The sequence below is a fragment of the Nonomuraea sp. NPDC051941 genome, assembly GCF_044593615.1.
Window position 1 is genome coordinate 76,775 of record NZ_JBIUCF010000035.1, and the last position, 17,833, is coordinate 94,607.

Genomic DNA, 17,833 nt, shown 5'->3' on the forward strand with positions numbered 1-17,833 from the left:
CGATATGTCGGAAGAAACCCAGCCGGCCCCGCCGGCTGACAATCTCGTCACCACCTCGCACACGCTGCCGTCCGGGCAGGCGTACACCGCCACCACCGGCACCATGGTGCTGCGCGAGGAGGTGATCGACGACGGCAAGTTCGGGGGCCTGCGGCCCAAGGCCGAGATGTTCGTCACCTCGTACACGCTCGACGGGGCCGAGCCGCTGAGCCGGCCGGTCACGTTCGCGTTCAACGGCGGCCCGGGATCGTCGAGCGTGTGGCTGCACCTGGGCGTGCTCGGGCCGCGCCGGGTCGTGATGGGGGACGCGGGCGCGCTCCTGCCTCCCCCTTACGGGCTGGCCGACAACGAGGAGAGCCTGCTGAGCGTGAGCGACCTGGTCTTCATCGACCCGGTCTCGACGGGCTTCTCGCGGGCGGCCGAGGGCGAGAAGCCGGAGCCGTACCACGGCTTCACCGGCGACATCGAGTCCGTCGGGGAGATCATCCGGTTGTGGACCACCAGGAACGGGCGGTGGATGTCGCCGAAGTTCCTGGCGGGGGAGTCGTACGGGACGGTCAGGGCGGCCGGGCTGGCGGACCACCTGCAGTCGCGGTACGGCATGTACCTCAACGGCGTGATGCTGATCTCCTCGGTGCTCGACTTCATCACCGGGGATTTCAACCAGGGCAACGACCTGTCCTACGCCCTCTATTTGCCGACTTATGCCGCTATTGCGCACTATCACGGGCTGCACGGCGACCGGCCGCTGCCCGACGTGCTGCGCGAGGCCGAGGCGTACGCCGAGCGCGACTACCCGTGGGCGCTGGCCCGCGGCAACCGCCTCACCGGCGAGGAGCGCTCGGCCGCCGTCTCCACGGTCGCCGCGCTGACCGGGCTGAGTGAGGACTACGTCGACCGCGTGGACCTGCGGATCGAGCACATCAGGTTCTTCACCGAGGTGCTGCGCTCGCGCCGCCAGGTCGTCGGCCGCCTCGACGGCCGGTTCACCGGCTGGGACCCCGACTCGGGGCGCGAGCACTTCTCCGCCGACCCCAGCATGAACGCGATCATGGGACCCTACAGCGCCGCGCTCAACCACTACCTGCGCGCCGAGCTGGGCTACGCCAACGACCTGCCGTACGAGGTGCTCACGTCGCGGGTGCACCCGTGGTCGTTCAAGGAGTTCGAGGGCGCCCACGTCGCGGTGGTCGACAAGCTGGCCGACGCGATGCGGGCCAACCCGCACCTGCGCGTGCACGTGGCCTGCGGCTACCACGACGGCGCGACGCCGTACTACGCCGCCGAGCACGCGTTCGCGCACCTGCCCGTGCCCGCGGAGCTGGCCGCCAACGTCGAGTTCAGGTACTACGAGGCCGGCCACATGATGTACGTCCACGAGCCGAGCAGGCTCCGGCAGTCAGCCGACCTGGCCGCCTTCGTGCTCGGTCAGCAGGGCTGAGGCCCGGGCCAGGCGCTGTTTGAGGTTGTCGCGGAGCGCGGCGAAGCGGTCGGGGTTGTCCCGGACGACCGCCCGCTGGAGCTCCGCGTCGGCCGTGAACCAGGCCGCCACCAGGCCCGACGACCACTTGCAGGTCGTGTCGGCGGTCGCGGTCTGCTTCTCGTCCTCGCTGACCGCAGGCTTGTCCAGGTCCCAGCGGCTGTCGGCGATGGCGGCCTCGGGAGCCGGGTAGGACTCGCCCGCCTGGCCCATGCACGTCTCCCAGCGCTTGGCGGCCGCCGTCACGGACGGCTCCTTGGCGGCCTGCTCCAGCGTGAGCGAGTCCTGGAGGGCCAGCCACGGCCAGTCGGCCTTCGTCGAGCCCTTGTCCAGGGTGAGCGTGGCCCGGTCCAGGCAGCCGCGGTCGGCGGCGGTGCCGTAGAGGCGGTGCCGGGCGGGTTTGGGGAGCTTGCCGGCCCAGGCGCCCGTGGTGTCGGGCGAGGGCGGCCGGGCGAGGTGGTAGCCGTAGGTCTTGGCCGCCTCGATGTCGGCCACGCCGTAACGGCGGGAGTTGCCGGGGTCCACCGCGGCGAGGGCGGCGGCGTCCTCCGCGGGTGGGTCGATCGTGATGCCCTGCTTGCGCATGCACTGCACGACGAGTTGGTTGTGGGCGTTGCCCAGGACGGCCCGCTGCTCGGGAGTGGTCTTGTAGGCGTCGAACGGCAGCACCAGCTCCGACACCGAGGAGACGCCTTTCACCGGCGCTCGCGGCGCGGGCTCGTCGGCGGCGCAGGCCGTGACCGTGGTCAGCAGCAGTGCGCCCGCGAGGAGTCCGCGACAGCCGGTTTCCGGCGGCCAAGCCCGGAAACCGGCACTCCCGTTACTGCTCAGCGGCACCAGATGTCGAGCGCGCTGGCGCGGTTGTTGCCGATGGCGTTGTTCGCCAGGAAGCCGTCGTTCGAGTTGTGCATGAACGTGCTGTGGGCTCCCGTGTACCCCGGGTGCTGCCAGAGGGTGGCGCTGCAGCCGATGCGGTTCCTGACAGAGCTGGTCTCGTTGTCCATGGTCTCCCAGGAGTTGCTGAAGTCCCAGTTCAGCCAGTTGTTGTCGGCGAAGTCCGAGTCGTCCTCGATGAAGTCACGCCAGTGGTCGACCTGACCGCGGTTGTAGTCGAAGCTGGCGTACAGGCAGACTCGACCGCCGTAGCAGGTCGAGCGGGGGCTGGCCACCGCTGCGGTGGCCGGCACGACCGCGGTCAACAGCGCGGCCGCGGCGACGATGCCGGCGGCCTTTCTCGATAGCCTCACAGGTCTCTCCTCGGTGAGTCGTTTCGACCTCGTAACCTAGCGTGCAAGATCGAACACGAGCCGCTATGACTCGCCGCACGATCAAGGGCTGCGCGCCCGTGGATCGGGTCGCGTGCCCGGCACGCCGAGGACCACTGGTATCAGTGGTACGACCTGCAAGTTCCTCGCGTTGACACAACACTTGCCAGCTTTGGTACGCCCCCAGGGGAACCTGTGGGCTATTCGGGAAGGGCGGCCGGATTCTGCGCGAGCAGGCCGCCGTCCACCCGGTGCTCGGCCCCGGTGATGAACGACGAGCGCGGCCCCGCCAGGAACGCCACCAGCTCGGCCACCTCCTCAGGGCGGCCCACCCGCCCCAGTGGGTGGGAGCGGCCCCACTGCGCGACCTGCTCCTCCTGCGACAGGTCGCCCCGCCACAGGTCCGCCGCCCAGCGCAGCATCGGGGTGTCCACCGAGCCCGGGCAGACCACGTTCACCCGGATGCCATCGGCGGCGTGGTCGAGCGCCATGGCCCTGGTCAGGCCGTTGAGCGCGGCCTTGCTCGCGGTGTAGGCGGCCACCTGCGCCTGCGAGGAGAACGCCTGCACCGATGACATGATCACGATCGAGCCGCCGCCGCGGGCCCTCAGCTTGGGGACGGCCGCCTTGCAGGTGAGGTAGACGCCCTTGAGGTTGATGTCGAGCACCTCGTCCCAGACCTCCTCCGGGGTGTCCTCGACCGTGCCGTAGCGCTGCACGCCCGCGCAGGTGACGACGACGTCGAGCCCGCCGTACCTGGTCACGGCCAGGTCCACCAGGTCGCGCATGTCACCGGCCCGGCGCACGTCGGCGACCACGCCGGTGACGCGATCGGTGTCGAGCGCCGCGTCCTTGTCGACCCCGCAGAACACCACGGACGCCCCGCCGTCGGCCAGCCGGTCCACCACGGCCCGCCCGATGCCCATCGAACCACCCGTGACCAGCGCCACTTTCCCGCTGAACTCACTCATGCGCCCTCCTTCGTCGGGCGCATGAGTGATTCACTACTGCGTCTAATTGTTCGTTCGCTACGCTCACTCACGCCAGAACCTCCGCGCGCAACCTCAACACCTTCGTCTCGTGCGGGCCCAGGACGAGGGCCGTGCCGTTGTCCACCGCGGCGGCCAGGCCGTCGGTCGGCATGCTGGAGAACGGTTCGAGCCCCAGCGTGTACGCCCGTCCCCACCAGGGATAGCCGGTGGACGCGCCGAGTTCCTGCCACATCCACAGGTACGGCAGGAGAGTCGCATCCCACTCCACCCGCATACCGATATCCCCCGAAATTTCGTACCAACCCTCGTCGAAGCCCGTCAGGTAGACGATGTCGCTCGGCGACCCCGGCTCCTGCACCACGCTCAGGTCGGTCTCGCCGCCGCCGTCGGCCGGGACGACGGGCCACTCCCACGGCCCGCCCGCCCGGACCCGGCGGCCCGCCGGATTTATCGCGCTTCCGTGGGGGATCACCTTGACGCCTTCCGGCAGCCTGATCCGGGCGCCGGGACGCAGGAACGGTAGGCCGTACACGATGTGCTGCCCCCACATGGCGTGCAGCGGGAGATCGGCCTCGTTGGTGGCCCGGCCCTCGATCTCCAGCGCCGCCGTGCCCGACCTGAGCCTGAAGACCTTCTCCATCCGGTACGGGAGCCGCCGCGTCCGTACGCTGAGCCGTACCGCGACCTCCTCCTCGGAGTCGGCCACGACCTCGCAGCGCCACGGCAGCCCGGAGACCTCCCCGTGCTGCGCCAGCCGCGCGCCCCGATACTCGCTGGGCGCGCCGCCGTTCGGGAAGACCTCCTGCCAGCCGCCCTCGTAGTGGTCGATGAACTGGGCGACGTCGTCGGCCGCGCCTTGGAGGTGGTCGTGCGGGTTGCGCAGGCCCTGCGGGGAGAGCCAGACGAAGTCCGTGTCGGTGGGCTTGTGCAGAAATTCCAGCACATCGCCGCCTTTGTCCGGCAGGACGGTCACGCGCAGCCGCTCGTTCTCCAGCACGACCGCCCGCAGCCCGTCGATCGTGACGGGCCGCAGGCGGGCCGCCCAGTTACGCCTCACTGGAAGGTCACATCCAGGAATCTCGGCCGGTAGATGGTCACGTCCCGGTAGTGGTCGGTGTTCACGAAGCTGTTGACGTTATAGGAGATCACGAGACCGTTGCCCGCGACCTCGGGATGAGCGTGGGCGTTGTAGGTGAAGATGTTCCCCTTGGTCTCGGGGGTCGTGTAGACGTGCTGCTTGCCGGTGAACGGACCGAACGGGGAGCACGAGGTGTAGGCCACGATGTTGGGGCTCAGCACTTCGGTCGTGTCATGCGTGATCAGGACATATCCGGATCCGACCTTGGTAATGCTGTACTCGTTCGCGACGCCACTCATGACGCGCGCCGAGTCGGCCTCGTTCGGTGACCAGGTGCCGTCCGCCTTCAGGAACTCCCACGTGCCCAGCAGGCTCTGCCCGCTGACCCTGGCGACGTGCATGTACTTGGGCGAGCCGAGGTCCTCGACGCCGTACACGTAGGTGTATCCGCCGTCCTTCAGGATCGCGGAGGCCCACGCCACGCCGTGCCCGGACGGCAGGTCGGTGACGCTGACGGGCGCGTTCAACCGGCCCGGGGCGAACCTGGCCACCACGTTCCGGTGCCAGCGCCAGTCCCACGCGCCGGTGCCGTAGCGCTCGTACTCCTGGTAGGTGACCTCCACGAGCCCGCCGGCCACCGTGGCGTCGCCGGCCCAGTACCAGTGGTTCTGGTCGCGCGGAGGCATGACGGCGGTCGGCGCGGCGGCGGTGCCGTCGTGGATCGTGGACAGCCTGCCGTCGCGCTCGACGGCGAAGGAGTTGTTCAGGAAGACCGTGTCCCCGCCCTCCCCGACCACGGGCGGGCGCGAGCCGTCGGTGTTCACCCGGCCGAGGAACGTGTCGGAGAAGATCCACAGCTCCTTGCCGTTCGGCAGCTTGACCGAGTAGGTGCCGTCGGCACCCGTCCAGTCGTCCAACCGGCTGTTGTCGTTGCCGTAATTGGTGAAAAGGCTGGTCAGGCGGGCGTCGGTGGTGGTTGCCTTGACAGTCGGGCCGCACGCGGCCTTCGGTGCGGCCGGCGACTGCTGTTGCTGGGCCACCGAGGGGACGGGTTTGGGCGGGGCGGCCCAGGCTTGCTGCGGTACGGCCGTCAGGCCGGCCAACGCGATGGCGAGGGGTGCTAAGGCGGAGCGGAATCGCGTCATCACTCGTCCTTGGGGGAGGGAAGTTCCCTACAGTTCTAGTCATTAGATCACTTACTGTCTAGGGCCCTCTCACACTCGGCCGAATCGGATCGTTGGAGTTCGGAGGTGATCCTCAGCGAGCTGCACTAGGGTGAGTGACTTCCTGAAATATCCGTAAATATCCGTTATGGGGGTCGTATGCCGGTCACTCGCCGAGATCTGCTCAAGGTCGGCGCCGGAGCCGCGGCGGCGGCTCTGGCAGGCACGGAGACGGCGGCGGCCGCCGCCTCCGCAGCGGGCCGGTTCGACCTGGCGGCGCCCGCCGGCCAGCTGATCTGGAAGAAGGCGCTGTACGACGAGACCGTGCTGCAGTCGTTCGCCTTCGACAACACCCACGGGCACATCTACCTGGCCCAGCTGAAGAACGGCTCGGGCTCGGCGGCGGCCGGCGATCTCTGCGTGACCAAGCTGAGCCTGTCCGGATCGGTGCTCGGCCACATGTACCTCAAGGGCTTCGGCCACGGCGTGCAGATCGGCGTGGAGCCGTCGGGCAGCTCCGCCTACCTGTGGACGGAGACCGACGCGGTCGCCGACGGCTCGGGGAACGCGTGGGGGCGGAGGCTGGCGAGGTTCAAGTTCGTCAACGGCCAGACGCTCACGCCGTCGTCCTCGGCGCTCACCAAGTACACCCTGATCTCGGGCGCGACCAGCACCACCTGCGCCATCGACCCGTCCACCAACCGGCTGATCATGCGCTGCCGGGTCGGCGGCCAGGCGCGGTTCGTGGCGTACTCGCTGGCGGCGGTCAAGGCGGGCACGGCCAAGAAGCTGTACGACGTCGCGCAGCCGTCCGGCCTGGGCGTCTTCCAGGGCTACACGGCTTACGGCAACTACCTCTACCTGCTCGACGGCACGGCCTACGGCTCCTCCAACCCCGCGCCGGGCAACACGTACATCACCTGCGTCGACCTGCGCACGGGCGCCAAGGTCCAGCGCTCGCTCAGCCAGGCGGGCAAGTCCCTGGACTACCGCGAGCCGGAGGGCATGGCGATCCAGATCGTCTCGGGACGGCCCCGGCTGTGCCTCGGCCTCGCCTCGGGCGTCGCGGGGGCCCGCAAGGCCAGCATCTTCTACAAGTCCGCCCTCGTCTGAGAGACAGACCGCGTCCGCGGCGACGGAAACCGAACGCGTTTCTCCGCGGGCAGGTCGCGAGCTCGTGGCGGCCGTGCGCCTGATCGACGAATTCGGGGTAAAGGTCCACGCGGTGGACGCCCACGTGCTGGAACGAGCGGCGGAAAATGTGGTGACCGCGCCGGAAGGGGCCCGGTAGCCTGCCGGGATGGGCCACGTCGAAGTAGGACATCTCACGTACGTGCTGCCCGACGGGCGGCCCCTGCTCAACGACGTGTCCTTCCGGATCGGCGAAGGCGTCAAAGCGGCGCTCGTCGGGCCCAACGGCGCGGGCAAGACCACGCTCATGCGGCTGATCGCCGGTGACCTCCAGCCGGTCGACGGCAGCGTGGCGAGCTCCGGCGGGCTGGGCGTGATGCGGCAGTTCATCGGCAGCGTGCGCGACGGGAGCAGCGTGCGCGACCTGCTGCTCGGCGTCGCCCCACCGGCGGTGCGCAAGGCGGCCGAGCGGCTCGACGCGGCCGAGCTGGTCATGATGGAGCGCGACGACGAGAAGACGCAGATGCGTTACGCGCAGGCCATCAGCGACTACACCGACGCGGGCGGCTACGACATCGAGGTGTTGTGGGACACGTGTACGGTGGCCGCGCTCGGCGTCCCGTACGAAAGGGTGAAATATCGGGACGTGTCCACGCTGTCCGGCGGCGAGCAGAAGCGGCTCGTCCTGGAGGCGTTGCTGCGCGGCCCCGACCAGACGCTGCTGCTCGACGAGCCCGACAACTACCTCGACGTCCCCGGCAAGGAGTGGCTGGAGCAGCAGCTCAGGGAGACGCCCAAGACCGTGCTGCTGGTCAGCCACGACCGCCAGCTCCTGGCGAACGCGGCCGACCGCATCGTGACCGTCGAGTCCGGCAACATCTGGATTCACGGCGGCGGGTTCGGCACGTACACCGAGGCCCGCAAGGCCCGCAACGAACGCCTCGACGAGCTGCGCAGGCGCTGGGACGAAGAGCACGCCAAGCTCAAGGCCCTGGTCAACATGCTCAAGAACAAGGCGAGATACAACGACGGCATGGCCGCCCCCTACCACGCCGCCCAGACCCGGTTGCGCAAGTTCGTGGAGGCGGGCCCGCCCGAGACGCCCCCGAACGACCAGAACATCAAGATGCGCCTCAGGGGCGGCCGCACCGGCAAGCGCGCGATCACCTGCGAGGTGCTCGAGCTCACCGGTCTCATGAGCCCGTTCGACCTGGAGGTCTGGTACGGCGAACGCGTCGCGGTCCTCGGCTCCAACGGCTCGGGCAAGTCCCACTTCCTGCGCCTGCTGGCCGGAGAGCCGGTCAACCACGAGGGGGTCGCCAAGCTCGGCGCCCGCGTGGTCCCCGGCCACTTCGCCCAGACGCACGCCAGGCCCGACCTGCTCGGCCGCACCCCGGTCGAGATCGTCATGACCGAGCACGCCAAGCTCAAGAACGAGGCCATGAAGACGCTGGCCCGCTACGAGCTGGCGGGGCTGATCGCCGAGCAGCGGTTCGACACGCTCTCCGGCGGGCAGCAGGCCCGGCTGCAGATCCTGCTGCTCGAACTGTCCGGGGCCACGTTGCTGCTGCTCGACGAGCCGACCGACAACCTCGACCTGGCCAGTGCGGAGGCGCTGCAGGCCGGCCTCGACGCGTTCGACGGCACGGTCGTGGCGGTCACCCACGACCGCTGGTTCGCCGCCGACTTCGACCGCTACCTGGTCTTCGGCTCCGACGGCACGGTCTACGAGTCGTCCGAGCCCGTTTGGGACGAGGCCAGGGTCGTACGTCCCCGTTAAAGAGTTGGTACGCCTGGCGCGTGTCCTCTGCCAGCCGTGCCCATGCACGGGTTATCACGGCAAAGTGATCCCGCGCAGCCGAACCGTCAGCCTGCTCGCACTCTGCGCACTCGGGGCGATCTGCCTCTCCGGGTGCGCGAGCGAGAAGCGACCCGTGCAAGAGCTCAAGCCCCTTGCGCTCAAGGAGCAGGTCTCCAATATCGTCAAGTCCGCCGACGGGTACGCCGTCACCTGGGCGGGCGTGCTCAGCAACGCCAACCCGTGGCACTTCGGCGAGCACGTGGTGGCCACGATCGTCGGACACGACGCCAAGGGCACCGAGGTGGTCAGGATGGACCAGCCGCTCGACGCCGTGCCGCCGGGCGGTTCGCTGGCCTTCACCGGCCAGGCCACCGCATCCGAGAAGCCGGCGAAGGTGACGATCCAGTACCGTCCCGCGCGCTGGCGGGCGGCGGCGCGGATTCCCTCCGCGTTCCAGCGGTTCCCTGTGAGCCGAGTCCAGACATTGCCCCAGAAAGACGGCTCATACCTTATTACTGGATATGTCGGCAATCCCTATCAAATGTCGGCCAGCAGTCTCGTCGTCAATGCGCTGCTGCGCGACAAAGCGGGCAAACTCCTCGGCGGCGGGAGCACATTCGTGGACGATGTCAAAACCGGAAGTCCGCCGCGATTCATCCTCACCGTGTCAGGGCTGCCCCAAGGGACAAAGGTCGCGAGGACCGACATCACGGCCCGGACCTGGGGCTCGACCGGCCGCCCCTACGAGGAGCTGGCGCTCGCCGGAGCCGCGCCGGTCCATACCGTCAAGCCGGTGACCGAGCCGTTCTCGGTAGACCGGAGCACACAGGTCGTGTCGGAGCATAAACAATGAATTGGGTAAAATCCAAAGGCGTTGTTATACCGACACCCCGAAAGCGGTAGAACTACTAGTTACCAATCAATTACCTTCGGTCATATGAATGACCGCGTCCTGGTCGAAGCACTCCGCGCCCGTGACCCGGGCGCGCTCGCCGCGCTCTATGACACGTACGCGGAGAGCGTCTACCGCTACTGCTGGTCCCTCCTGCTGAACGCGGACAGCGCCCAGGTGGCGCTCCGCGACACCCTCATCGCGGCGGAGGCGCACGCGGGCGCGCTGGCCGACCCGGACCGGTTGCGCACCTGGCTGTACGCGCTGGCCCGCGCCGAGTGCCTGCGCCGCCGGGCCGCCGCGCCGCCGGGGTCCGCCGAGGCCCTGGCCAAGGCGCCGCCGCCGCACGACGCGGCCGACGCCGACCTGCGGGTCATGGCCTGGAACGCCATCCAGAGCCTGCCCGTCGCCGACCGCGAGGCCCTGGAGCTCGCGTACCGGCACTCGCTGCCCGCGCCGGAGCTGGCCCAGGTGCTGGGGACGCGGCAGGTCGAGCAGGTCCTGGAGGGGGCGCGCGAGCGGCTGCGCGACGCGATCACCGCCGAGATCCTCGCCTTGAAGGGCCCGTACGACTGCCCGCAGCGGGCCGCGATCCTGGCCGGGTTCTCCGGCGAGCTGACCCAGGAGATGCGCGAGCGCCTGGTCCGGCACCTGCGGCGCTGCGAGACCTGCGCGCCGCACCGCACTCGCGAGGTGTCGCCCGCCAAGGTCCTCGGCCTGCTGCCCCAGCAGACCCTGCCCGACGCGCTCCGCCTGCGGGTGATGAGCTGCTTCGTCGACCCCGAACTCCTGCCGTACCGCCGTTACGTCGCCAGGCGTACGGGCAACCTGGGCGCCGCCGGATTTCCCGTTCCCGCGGACAGGAACGTTCGAGGGTGGCCTAAGGCGCTGGCAGGCGCGCTGGCGGCGGTCGCGGCCGTGGTGGCGATAGCGCTGATCTTCCATCAGTTCGAGACCGAGGAGGGCGGGGTGTCGGGGGTGGCGACGGCCGCGTTCCCGGCCACGGGCGAACCGCCCGCCATCCGCCTGCCCTGGCGCTCCGACTCCCCGGACGTGGTGGTGACGGGCGATCCCGTCCTGGACAGCAGGACCACCCGTCCGATCGGCGTCACCGGCGTCCCGATGCTGGTGCCGTCCGTCGCGCCGGTCCGCGACTCCGTACGCTCCTCGCCGGAGGCCGAGGCGCCCGCCTCCCACGACCCCTCCGACCCTCCTCAGCCCTCGGACTGGCAACCCCCGACGTACGTCCCCCAGCTTCCACCGTCCCCGCCGACGCACCGGCCACCGGCGGGCGGCCCACCGCATGAGGACAACCCGCCACCCTCCGCCCCCGGCACCCGCACCCCCTGCCCCACCCCGACCCCCACCCCGGTCCAAACCCCCACCCAGACCCCCACCCCACCCGCCACGACCACCCCCACCGAAGCCCCCTCACCCACCACCACCGGCTGACCGGTCCACCGGGGTCTTGATTCTGCGAGCCGCGATCACGTTACGTGAGTGAATTGCCGGGAACTGTGTGCATAGAGTAACCATGTGTTTCCGGGGGGACCAATGCGCGCATTCCGGGCCGGGCTCCTCGTGTGCTGCCTGGTCGTCGCTCTGTGCCCGCCCGTCGTGGCCGACCCCGTTCCCTCCTCGCGGGAGGTGCGCAAGGCCCGGCAGGCCGCGCAGGACCGTTCGCGGGAGCTGGGGGCGGCCAGCGCCCACCTGGCCACCGCGCAGGCGCGGTTGGACGGGATGGCGGCCGCGGTGGAGCGGCTGGTGGAGGCGTACAACGGCGAGCTGGTCAGGCTGCAGCAGGCCGACCAGACCTACGCGCAGGCCAGGGCGCGGCTGGCGTCGGCGGACGCGGAGGTCGAGCGGGCCAGGCAGGCCGTCGCGCTGCTTGCGGCGCAGAGCTACGGCGGGCTGGGGCTGATGACCCCGGTCGTCAGCATGATCGTCGATCAGGGCGACCGAGAGGGCGTCCTGCGCAGAGCGGGCCTGCTGGCGCAGATGAGGAGCGAACAGTCGGCGACCCTCGGCAGCATGCGCGACGCGCAGGAGGTGGCCGCCATCCTGCGTACGCAGGCCGCGAACGCCTACGCCGCCCACCGGGTCCTCTCGGAGCGGGTCGCGCTGGCCAAGACCGTGGCCGAGCAGGCGGTGGCCCGGCAGCGGCAGGAGACGACGGAGCTGCAGGCCCGTACGGTGGTCCTCCAGCGCCGGGTGGACGCGGCGCGCACCCGCGCGGAGTTGCTGGCCAGGCAGCGGGCCGCGGCGCTGCAGAGCATGGCCACCGGGGGCTCGGCCATGGGGGACGTGGCGGCCGACTGGGCGCTGACCCAGCTGGGCAAGGCGTACGTGTGGGCGGCCGCGGGCCCGGACACGTACGACTGCTCAGGGCTCGTGATGCGGGCCTGGGAGAAGGTGGGCATACAGCTGGACCACTGGACGGGCACCCAGTGGACGTCGGGCCCGCACGTGCCGCTGGACCAGCTCAGACGGGGCGACCTGCTGTTCTTCGGCTACGTCAGCAGCGACCCGGGCACCATCCACCACGTCGGGATCTACGTCGGCAACGGTCAGATGGTGCACGCGCCGCAGACCGGCGACGTCGTACGGGTCGCCTCGATCTGGCGCGGGGACCTGGTGGGCGCCACCAGGCCCCGCTGAGGGGGTCAGTGGTGACCCTCCTCCTTGGCCCGGCGGAAGGAACGCTCGATCTCGGCCTCGGCCTCGATGCGGCCGACCCAGTTGGCGCCCTCGACGGACTTGCCCGGCTCCAGGTCCTTGTAGACCTCGAAGAAGTGCTGGATCTCCAGGCGGTCGAACTCCGACACGTGATGGATGTCCTGGATGTGGTGCATCCGCGGGTCGGTCGAGGGGACGCAGAGAACCTTGTCGTCTCCGCCCTTCTCGTCCGTCATCCTGAACATGCCGACCGCCCGGCAGGTGATGTAGCACCCGGGGAAGGTCGGCTCCTGCAGCAGCACCAGCGCGTCCAGCGGGTCGCCGTCCTCGCCGAGGGTGTTCTCGATGAAGCCGTAGTCGGCGGGGTACTGCGTGGAGGTGAACAGGAGCCTGTCGAGCCTGATCTTCCCGGTCTCGTGGTCCACTTCATACTTGTTCCGATTCCCCTTCGGAATCTCAACGACGACGTCGAACTCCACCGCGGTCCTTTCTCATGGGCCGATTCCGCTTCACCGGGCAGTGCCTGGTTCGGCTTCGTCTCCCGCACTCAAGCCCCCGGGGACCCCCGGTTGGGCGTTAATGTCTCGTAAGCGAACACAGGAGAGAGGCAGACGACGTGGCGCGGCACGACCGGTGGGTGATGTTGACCACTCTCGCCGTGCTGCAGGCCCTGACGATCGTCATCGGCGTTTACGCGATGACCACCGACTTCAGCCTGGGCGCGTTGACGAGGCAGTCTCCACCGACCAAGCCGACGGCGTCCCCGCCGGAAGGGTCTTCCTCCGTCCCCGTGGTCACCTCAGGGCCTGTGCTGGCCCAGCTTTCGGTGAAGTCAGGGGGCGGACCTCTCCCGACTAAGGGTACTTTGACGCGCCAGCTCACCAGTGCCCTGGGTGACGAAGCGCTCGGCTCTCATGTGGGTGCGGTGGTGCTCGACGCGGCCACCGGCGAACGGATTTTCGCCGCCAACGCCGACGTCCCCATCGTCCCGGCCTCGACCACGAAGATCGTCACGTGTTCCGCGGCCCTCGCCTCCCTCGGCCCGGACACGCGTCTGTCCACCCGGGTCGTCCAGGGTGCGAAGCCGGGCACGGCCATCCTGGTCGGGGGCGGTGACCCGATGCTGGCCGGCCCGTCGGCGAAACCGACGTACCCGAAGCAGGCCAGCCTGGCCACCCTGGCGGCCCGCACGGCCGCCACCCTCAAGTCGCAAAACGTTCGAAAAATCACCCTTTCGTACGACACCTCGTTGTTCGTCGGTTCGCCGATCGCGCCCGGCTGGAAGCCGAACTACGTCCCGGACGGCGAGGTCGCGCCCGTCTACGCCTTGACCATCGACGAAGGCCGCCAGAATCCCCGTCTCCATCAGCCCCGGGTCTCCAACCCGCCCCAGTACGCCGCCGCGGCCTTCGCCAAGCTGCTGGCCAAGCAGGGGATCGCGGTCTCCAGGTCCGTGAAGCCCGACAAGGCCCCGGCGGGCGCCCCCGAGCTGGGCCGGGTGGACTCCGCCCCGATCTACTCCCTCGTCGAGCACACGCTCACCCGAAGTGACAACGACATGGCCGAGGCCCTGGCCAGGCACGTGGCCATCAAGGAAGGCCAGGAGGCGTCGTTCGAAGGGGGCAACAAGGCGGTTGTGGCGGTGCTCCAGCGGCTTGGGGCCGCGCAGGGGATCTCGCTCTCCGACGGCAGCGGCCTGTCCACCCGCAACCGCATCAGCCCCAGCGCCCTGGCCAAGCTGATCGCCATGGCCGGCTCCACGGGCCAGCCCAACCTGCACGCCGTCGCCTCCGGCATGCCGATCGCGGGCTTCTCCGGCACGCTGGGGAACGGCCGGCGGTTCACGGGCAGCGACAGCAGGGGGCAGGTGGGGCTCGTACGCGCCAAGACCGGCACGCTGAACAACGTCAACACGCTGGCGGGCATGGCGACCACGAAGGACGGGCGGCTGGTGACCTTCGCGTTCATGGCGGACCGCGTCCCGGTCACGGCCGAACCCGTACTCGACCGCCTCGCCGCCACCGTGGCAAGGTCCTGATCGGCGCTCCCTGGGATGGTCGCTCCTTCGCGTGCTCATGGCGATCCTTCGGATCGCGGCTCAGTCGCTGGGGGCCGGTGTCTTCCCTCGTCGCTCGGTCGCTTCGCTCCCTCCCTCCTCAGTCCAGACACCGGCGCTCCTTCGCAGGTTGGGCATCGAGCACGTACGGTGGACGGTATGCAGGTGATCGACTGGGATCTGGCTGTCTCGACCGGCACGCGCCTGGTGCGCCCCGGTCCTCAAGTGAGCCGGGAGGAGGCCAGGCAGGCCGTCACCGAGCTCCGTACCCTGTCGCGTGAGGCCGAGGGCCACGTGCGCGAGTTCACCAAGATCCACGCGGAGGCCGCGCCGCAGGCCGCGACCATCGTCGACCGGCCCGGCTGGATCAAGGCGAACGTCGAGGGCTTCCGCGTGGTGCTCGAGCCGTTGACGGAGCGCATGGGCAGCGGCGACAACCAGCCGCCCGCCATCGTCACCGCCGTGGGCTCCCGCATCACGGGCGTCGAGGTCGGGGCCGTCCTGGCCTTCCTCGCCTCGCGGGTCCTCGGGCAGTACGAGCTGTTCCTCCCGCCCGACCCCACGGGCCAGGAGCCCGCGGGCCGGCTGACGCTCGTCGCCCCCAACATCGTCCACGCCGAGCGCGAGATGGGCGTCGACCCGCACGACTTCCGCCTGTGGGTGTGCCTGCACGAGGAGACGCACCGGGTGCAGTTCACGGGTGTGCCGTGGCTGCGCGAATACGTCCGGTCGCAGATGACCGAGTTCCTGCTCGCCTCCGACCTCGACCTGCCCACGCTGCTCGAACGCCTCCGCAGCGCCGCCGACACGGTGGCCGACGTGGTGCGCGGCGGGGAGGGCAACCTCATCGACGCCATCCAGTCGCCGGGGCAGAAGGAGATCCTCGACCGCCTGACGGCCGTGATGACCCTGGTGGAGGGGCACGGCGACTACGTCATGGACGCGGTGGGCCCGTCCGTGGTGCCCTCGGTGGGCGACATCCGCGCCAAGTTCGCCCAGCGCCGGGAGGGCGGCTCCCGCCTCGACCGTACGGTGCGGCGGCTGCTGGGCATCGACCTCAAGATGAAGCAGTACGCGGAGGGGTCGGCGTTCGTGCGGAAGGTGGTGGACCGGGTGGGGATGGATGGCTTCAACAAGATCTGGACCTCTCCCGAGACGCTTCCGACGACGTCGGAGATCTCCGACCCGGACGCCTGGATCAGCCGCGTCATCGGCACCCCGGCCCTCCCGGCCTAACCCTCCCGGCCCGCCCCGGCCCCTTACGCCAGCGACCGCCCAGCGGGCTGCGAAGGCGGCCGGCGGTGGGCGGGTGGCGCAAGTGCCTCGTGATGCAGGTGCATGATGCCAACGTTCCGTCCCCTTGAGGTGCCGCGCCGATAGGGCGTGGTGTGGGGGAGTTCGGCGCCCCGCGCCGGTGAGCGGCATGGCGCAGGTGGCGGGCGTTGGTGGGCGGCGCTTGCGGCGGGCGCGGGTGGCGCAGGCAACGGGCAGCGCGGGTGGTGTTGGGGTGGGTGGCGGGGGGTGAGAATGGCACCCGTGGGTCCACATCCAGCCGTAGCCGACGTGCGCCGGGCAGTGCGTGAGGCGCTGGCCGACGTCGAGAAAGGCGCGCTCGTGCTGGCCGCCTGCAGCGGCGGGGCCGACTCCCTGGCGCTGGCGGCGGCGCTGGCGTTCGTGGCGCCCAGGACGGGCCTCAGGGCAGGGCTGCTCACCGTGGATCACCAGCTCCAGCCCGGCTCGGCCGAGCGGGCCCGGACGGTCGCGGACATCGGGGCCCGCCGGCTCGATCTGAGCCCGGCCGAGGTGCTCACCGTCACGGTCGGCACCGAGGGCGGCCCCGAGGCGGCGGCGCGGGACGCGAGGTACGCCGCGCTGGCCCAGGCGGCGGACCGGCTCCAGGCGGAGGCGGTCCTGCTCGGGCACACCCGCGACGATCAGGCGGAGACGGTGCTCCTGGGCCTGGCCAGGGGGAGCGGCGTCAGGTCCCTGTCCGGGATGGCGGCACGCAGCGGGCGCTACCGCAGGCCGTTCCTGAACATCCCCAGGGCCACCACCGTCAAGGCCTGCGAGGCCATGGGGCTCGACCCCTGGGACGACCCCCACAACGAGGACCCTCGCTACACGAGGGTCCGCGTGCGAAGGAGGGTCCTGCCCGTCCTCGAGGCGGAATTGGGCCCCGGGGTGGCCGAGGCGCTCGCGAGGACCGCGGGGATGGCGCGGGAGGACGCCGACGCCCTCGATCAATGGGCCGAATCGGCGTACCAAAATTGCGCTCTTAGCGATATTCCGGGATCGGTGACACTGGCCTTGCCAGAGCTGGAGAAGCTCCCCGACGCCGTCAGGCGGCGGGTGCTGCGGCGGGCGGCCATCGCGGCGGGAACCCCGTCAGGGGCCCTCTCGGCCACGCACGTGCTGGCCGTGGACCGGCTGGTCACGAGCTGGCGCGGGCAGAAGGCCGTGGACCTGCCCGGGGGTCTGTCCGCTGTCCGGCGGTATGGCACCCTGATACTCGCCATCAGTCCCATCGCATAAGGAACCACAGGTGGACGCTGCCGACATGGGCCATGACCTGGAAAATGTCCTCATTCCCGAGGACAAGCTCCAGGCCAAGATCAAAGAGCTTGCCGGGCGGATCGACGAGGACTACGCGGGTAAAGACTTGCTGCTCGTGGGCGTGCTGAAGGGCGCCGTCATGGTGATGGCCGACCTGGCCAGATCCCTGCACGTGCCCGTGCAAATGGATTGGATGGCGGTGTCGTCGTACGGCGCGGGCACGAAGTCATCCGGCGTCGTACGCGTGCTGAAAGACCTCGACACCGACATCTTGGGCCGCGACGTGCTGATAGTCGAGGACATCATCGACTCCGGCCTGACCCTGCACTGGCTGTTGGAAAACCTGAAGTCGCGTAATCCCGCCTCACTTGAGATCTGCACCGCGCTGCGGAAACCCGACGCGGTGAAGGTGCCGATCGATGTGAAATACGTGGGGTTCGACATTCCCAACGAGTTCGTCATCGGTTACGGCCTCGACTACGCCGAGCGATACCGGAATCTGCCGTTCATCGGCACACTCGCCCCACACGTTTACAAGTAGCAATCTGGACCTCGGCCGGGAACACCGCGCACCGTGACGTACGTTGATAGGGCAAGGCCGGTGCAGCGGGCGGGTCCCCCCGTGCGCTCTGCCGGTGTACCTTCAGACTCCTGGAGGGTGACCGCGTGTCCCCCTCGGGTAGTCAGAAGTCGCGGTGCCGGATGCCGCGGCCCCGGGCCAGCCCGGGGTTCCAGGCCATGGTCAG

Annotated in this window: 16 protein-coding genes; 10 read left to right on the forward strand and 6 right to left on the reverse strand. The window is 69.8% G+C overall.

The window, feature by feature from the left end:
• Window positions 1-4 precede the first annotated feature (4 nt).
• Window positions 5-1,441: a S10 family peptidase gene (locus ACIHFD_RS43860; RefSeq protein WP_397371967.1), complete on the forward strand. Its 1,437-nt coding sequence runs from the start codon at window positions 5-7 to the stop codon at window positions 1,439-1,441.
• On the opposite strand, the gene ACIHFD_RS43865 is transcribed toward ACIHFD_RS43860, so the two are convergent.
• The 5 genes from ACIHFD_RS43865 to ACIHFD_RS43885 all read right to left on the reverse strand — a co-directional run bounded on the left by ACIHFD_RS43865 (window position 1,400) and on the right by ACIHFD_RS43885 (window position 5,960).
• Entirely contained in the window at window positions 1,400-2,179 is a 780-nt protein-coding gene (locus tag ACIHFD_RS43865) for a hypothetical protein (protein WP_397371968.1), read from the reverse strand. The two genes, ACIHFD_RS43860 and ACIHFD_RS43865, sit on opposite strands and share 42 nt — an antisense overlap.
• A gap of 128 nt (window positions 2,180-2,307) precedes the next feature.
• Entirely contained in the window at window positions 2,308-2,727 is a 420-nt protein-coding gene (locus ACIHFD_RS43870) for a peptidase inhibitor family I36 protein (RefSeq protein WP_363977656.1), read from the reverse strand.
• A 218-nt stretch (window positions 2,728-2,945) separates the two neighbouring features.
• Entirely contained in the window at window positions 2,946-3,716 is a 771-nt protein-coding gene (locus tag ACIHFD_RS43875; protein WP_397371969.1) for an SDR family NAD(P)-dependent oxidoreductase, read from the reverse strand.
• Window positions 3,717-3,783: 67 nt separating this feature from the next.
• The gene (locus tag ACIHFD_RS43880) at window positions 3,784-4,794 is read right to left on the reverse strand and encodes a DUF4432 family protein (protein ID WP_397371970.1); all 1,011 of its coding nucleotides are present in this window, start codon (window positions 4,792-4,794) and stop codon (window positions 3,784-3,786) included.
• Window positions 4,791-5,960 (reverse strand): DUF4185 domain-containing protein, encoded by a 1,170-nt coding sequence (locus ACIHFD_RS43885; RefSeq protein ID WP_397371971.1) that lies wholly within the window; start codon window positions 5,958-5,960, stop codon window positions 4,791-4,793. Before ACIHFD_RS43885 ends, ACIHFD_RS43880 begins: the two co-directional genes overlap by 4 nt.
• Window positions 5,961-6,137: 177 nt before the next feature.
• Here ACIHFD_RS43885 and ACIHFD_RS43890 point away from each other — a divergent pair, with 177 nt between their 5' ends.
• From ACIHFD_RS43890 to ACIHFD_RS43910, 5 genes are all read left to right on the forward strand, one after another.
• A complete protein-coding gene (locus tag ACIHFD_RS43890; RefSeq protein ID WP_397371972.1) occupies window positions 6,138-7,091 on the forward strand; it encodes a teichoic acid biosynthesis protein C in 954 nt (317 codons plus the stop codon).
• A 187-nt stretch (window positions 7,092-7,278) separates the two neighbouring features.
• Window positions 7,279-8,889 carry an ATP-binding cassette domain-containing protein gene (locus ACIHFD_RS43895; protein WP_350723787.1) on the forward strand — a complete coding sequence of 537 codons (1,611 nt, stop codon included), beginning with the start codon at window positions 7,279-7,281 and terminating at the stop codon, window positions 8,887-8,889.
• 154 nt (window positions 8,890-9,043) lie between these two features.
• On the forward strand, window positions 9,044-9,763 hold the full coding sequence (locus ACIHFD_RS43900) for a hypothetical protein (RefSeq protein WP_350723786.1): 720 nt from the start codon (window positions 9,044-9,046) through the stop codon (window positions 9,761-9,763).
• Between the two features lie 84 nt (window positions 9,764-9,847).
• Window positions 9,848-11,254, forward strand: coding sequence for an RNA polymerase sigma factor (locus ACIHFD_RS43905; protein WP_397371973.1), 1,407 nt, complete (start codon window positions 9,848-9,850; stop codon window positions 11,252-11,254).
• Between the two features lie 102 nt (window positions 11,255-11,356).
• Window positions 11,357-12,460: an NlpC/P60 family protein gene (locus ACIHFD_RS43910; protein WP_350723782.1), complete on the forward strand. Its 1,104-nt coding sequence runs from the start codon at window positions 11,357-11,359 to the stop codon at window positions 12,458-12,460.
• Between the two features lie 5 nt (window positions 12,461-12,465).
• Here the strand turns inward: ACIHFD_RS43910 and ACIHFD_RS43915 are convergent, their stop codons facing one another.
• Window positions 12,466-12,957, reverse strand: a complete 492-nt coding sequence (locus ACIHFD_RS43915) for an inorganic diphosphatase (protein ID WP_185069348.1) — start codon at window positions 12,955-12,957, stop codon at window positions 12,466-12,468.
• 137 nt (window positions 12,958-13,094) lie between these two features.
• Between ACIHFD_RS43915 and dacB the strand changes: the two genes are divergently transcribed.
• The 4 genes from dacB to hpt all read left to right on the forward strand — a co-directional run bounded on the left by dacB (window position 13,095) and on the right by hpt (window position 17,628).
• Complete coding sequence (dacB, locus tag ACIHFD_RS43920; protein ID WP_397371974.1) at window positions 13,095-14,516, forward strand: D-alanyl-D-alanine carboxypeptidase/D-alanyl-D-alanine-endopeptidase; 1,422 nt, start codon at window positions 13,095-13,097, stop codon at window positions 14,514-14,516.
• Between the two features lie 177 nt (window positions 14,517-14,693).
• Window positions 14,694-15,770 (forward strand): zinc-dependent metalloprotease, encoded by a 1,077-nt coding sequence (locus ACIHFD_RS43925; RefSeq protein WP_364245504.1) that lies wholly within the window; start codon window positions 14,694-14,696, stop codon window positions 15,768-15,770.
• Between the two features lie 291 nt (window positions 15,771-16,061).
• Window positions 16,062-17,066 (forward strand): tRNA lysidine(34) synthetase TilS, encoded by a 1,005-nt coding sequence (gene tilS / locus ACIHFD_RS43930; protein WP_355193543.1) that lies wholly within the window; start codon window positions 16,062-16,064, stop codon window positions 17,064-17,066.
• A gap of 10 nt (window positions 17,067-17,076) precedes the next feature.
• A complete protein-coding gene (hpt, locus tag ACIHFD_RS43935; protein ID WP_350723776.1) occupies window positions 17,077-17,628 on the forward strand; it encodes a hypoxanthine phosphoribosyltransferase in 552 nt (183 codons plus the stop codon).
• Window positions 17,629-17,833: the final 205 nt, after the last annotated feature.

Excerpts from the sequence above, each read along its gene's own strand:
- ACIHFD_RS43860 (WP_397371967.1), top strand. The coding sequence starts at position 5 with ATGTCGGAAGAAACCCAGCCGGCCCCGCCGGCTGACAATCTCGTCACC.
- ACIHFD_RS43875 (WP_397371969.1), bottom strand. The coding sequence starts at position 3,716 with ATGAGTGAGTTCAGCGGGAAAGTGGCGCTGGTCACGGGTGGTTCGATG.
- ACIHFD_RS43885 (WP_397371971.1), bottom strand. The coding sequence starts at position 5,960 with ATGACGCGATTCCGCTCCGCCTTAGCACCCCTCGCCATCGCGTTGGCC.
- ACIHFD_RS43890 (WP_397371972.1), top strand. The coding sequence starts at position 6,138 with ATGCCGGTCACTCGCCGAGATCTGCTCAAGGTCGGCGCCGGAGCCGCG.
- ACIHFD_RS43895 (WP_350723787.1), top strand. The coding sequence starts at position 7,279 with ATGGGCCACGTCGAAGTAGGACATCTCACGTACGTGCTGCCCGACGGG.
- ACIHFD_RS43905 (WP_397371973.1), top strand. The coding sequence starts at position 9,848 with ATGAATGACCGCGTCCTGGTCGAAGCACTCCGCGCCCGTGACCCGGGC.
- ACIHFD_RS43910 (WP_350723782.1), top strand. The coding sequence starts at position 11,357 with ATGCGCGCATTCCGGGCCGGGCTCCTCGTGTGCTGCCTGGTCGTCGCT.
- ACIHFD_RS43925 (WP_364245504.1), top strand. The coding sequence starts at position 14,694 with ATGCAGGTGATCGACTGGGATCTGGCTGTCTCGACCGGCACGCGCCTG.
- tilS (WP_355193543.1), top strand. The coding sequence starts at position 16,062 with ATGGCACCCGTGGGTCCACATCCAGCCGTAGCCGACGTGCGCCGGGCA.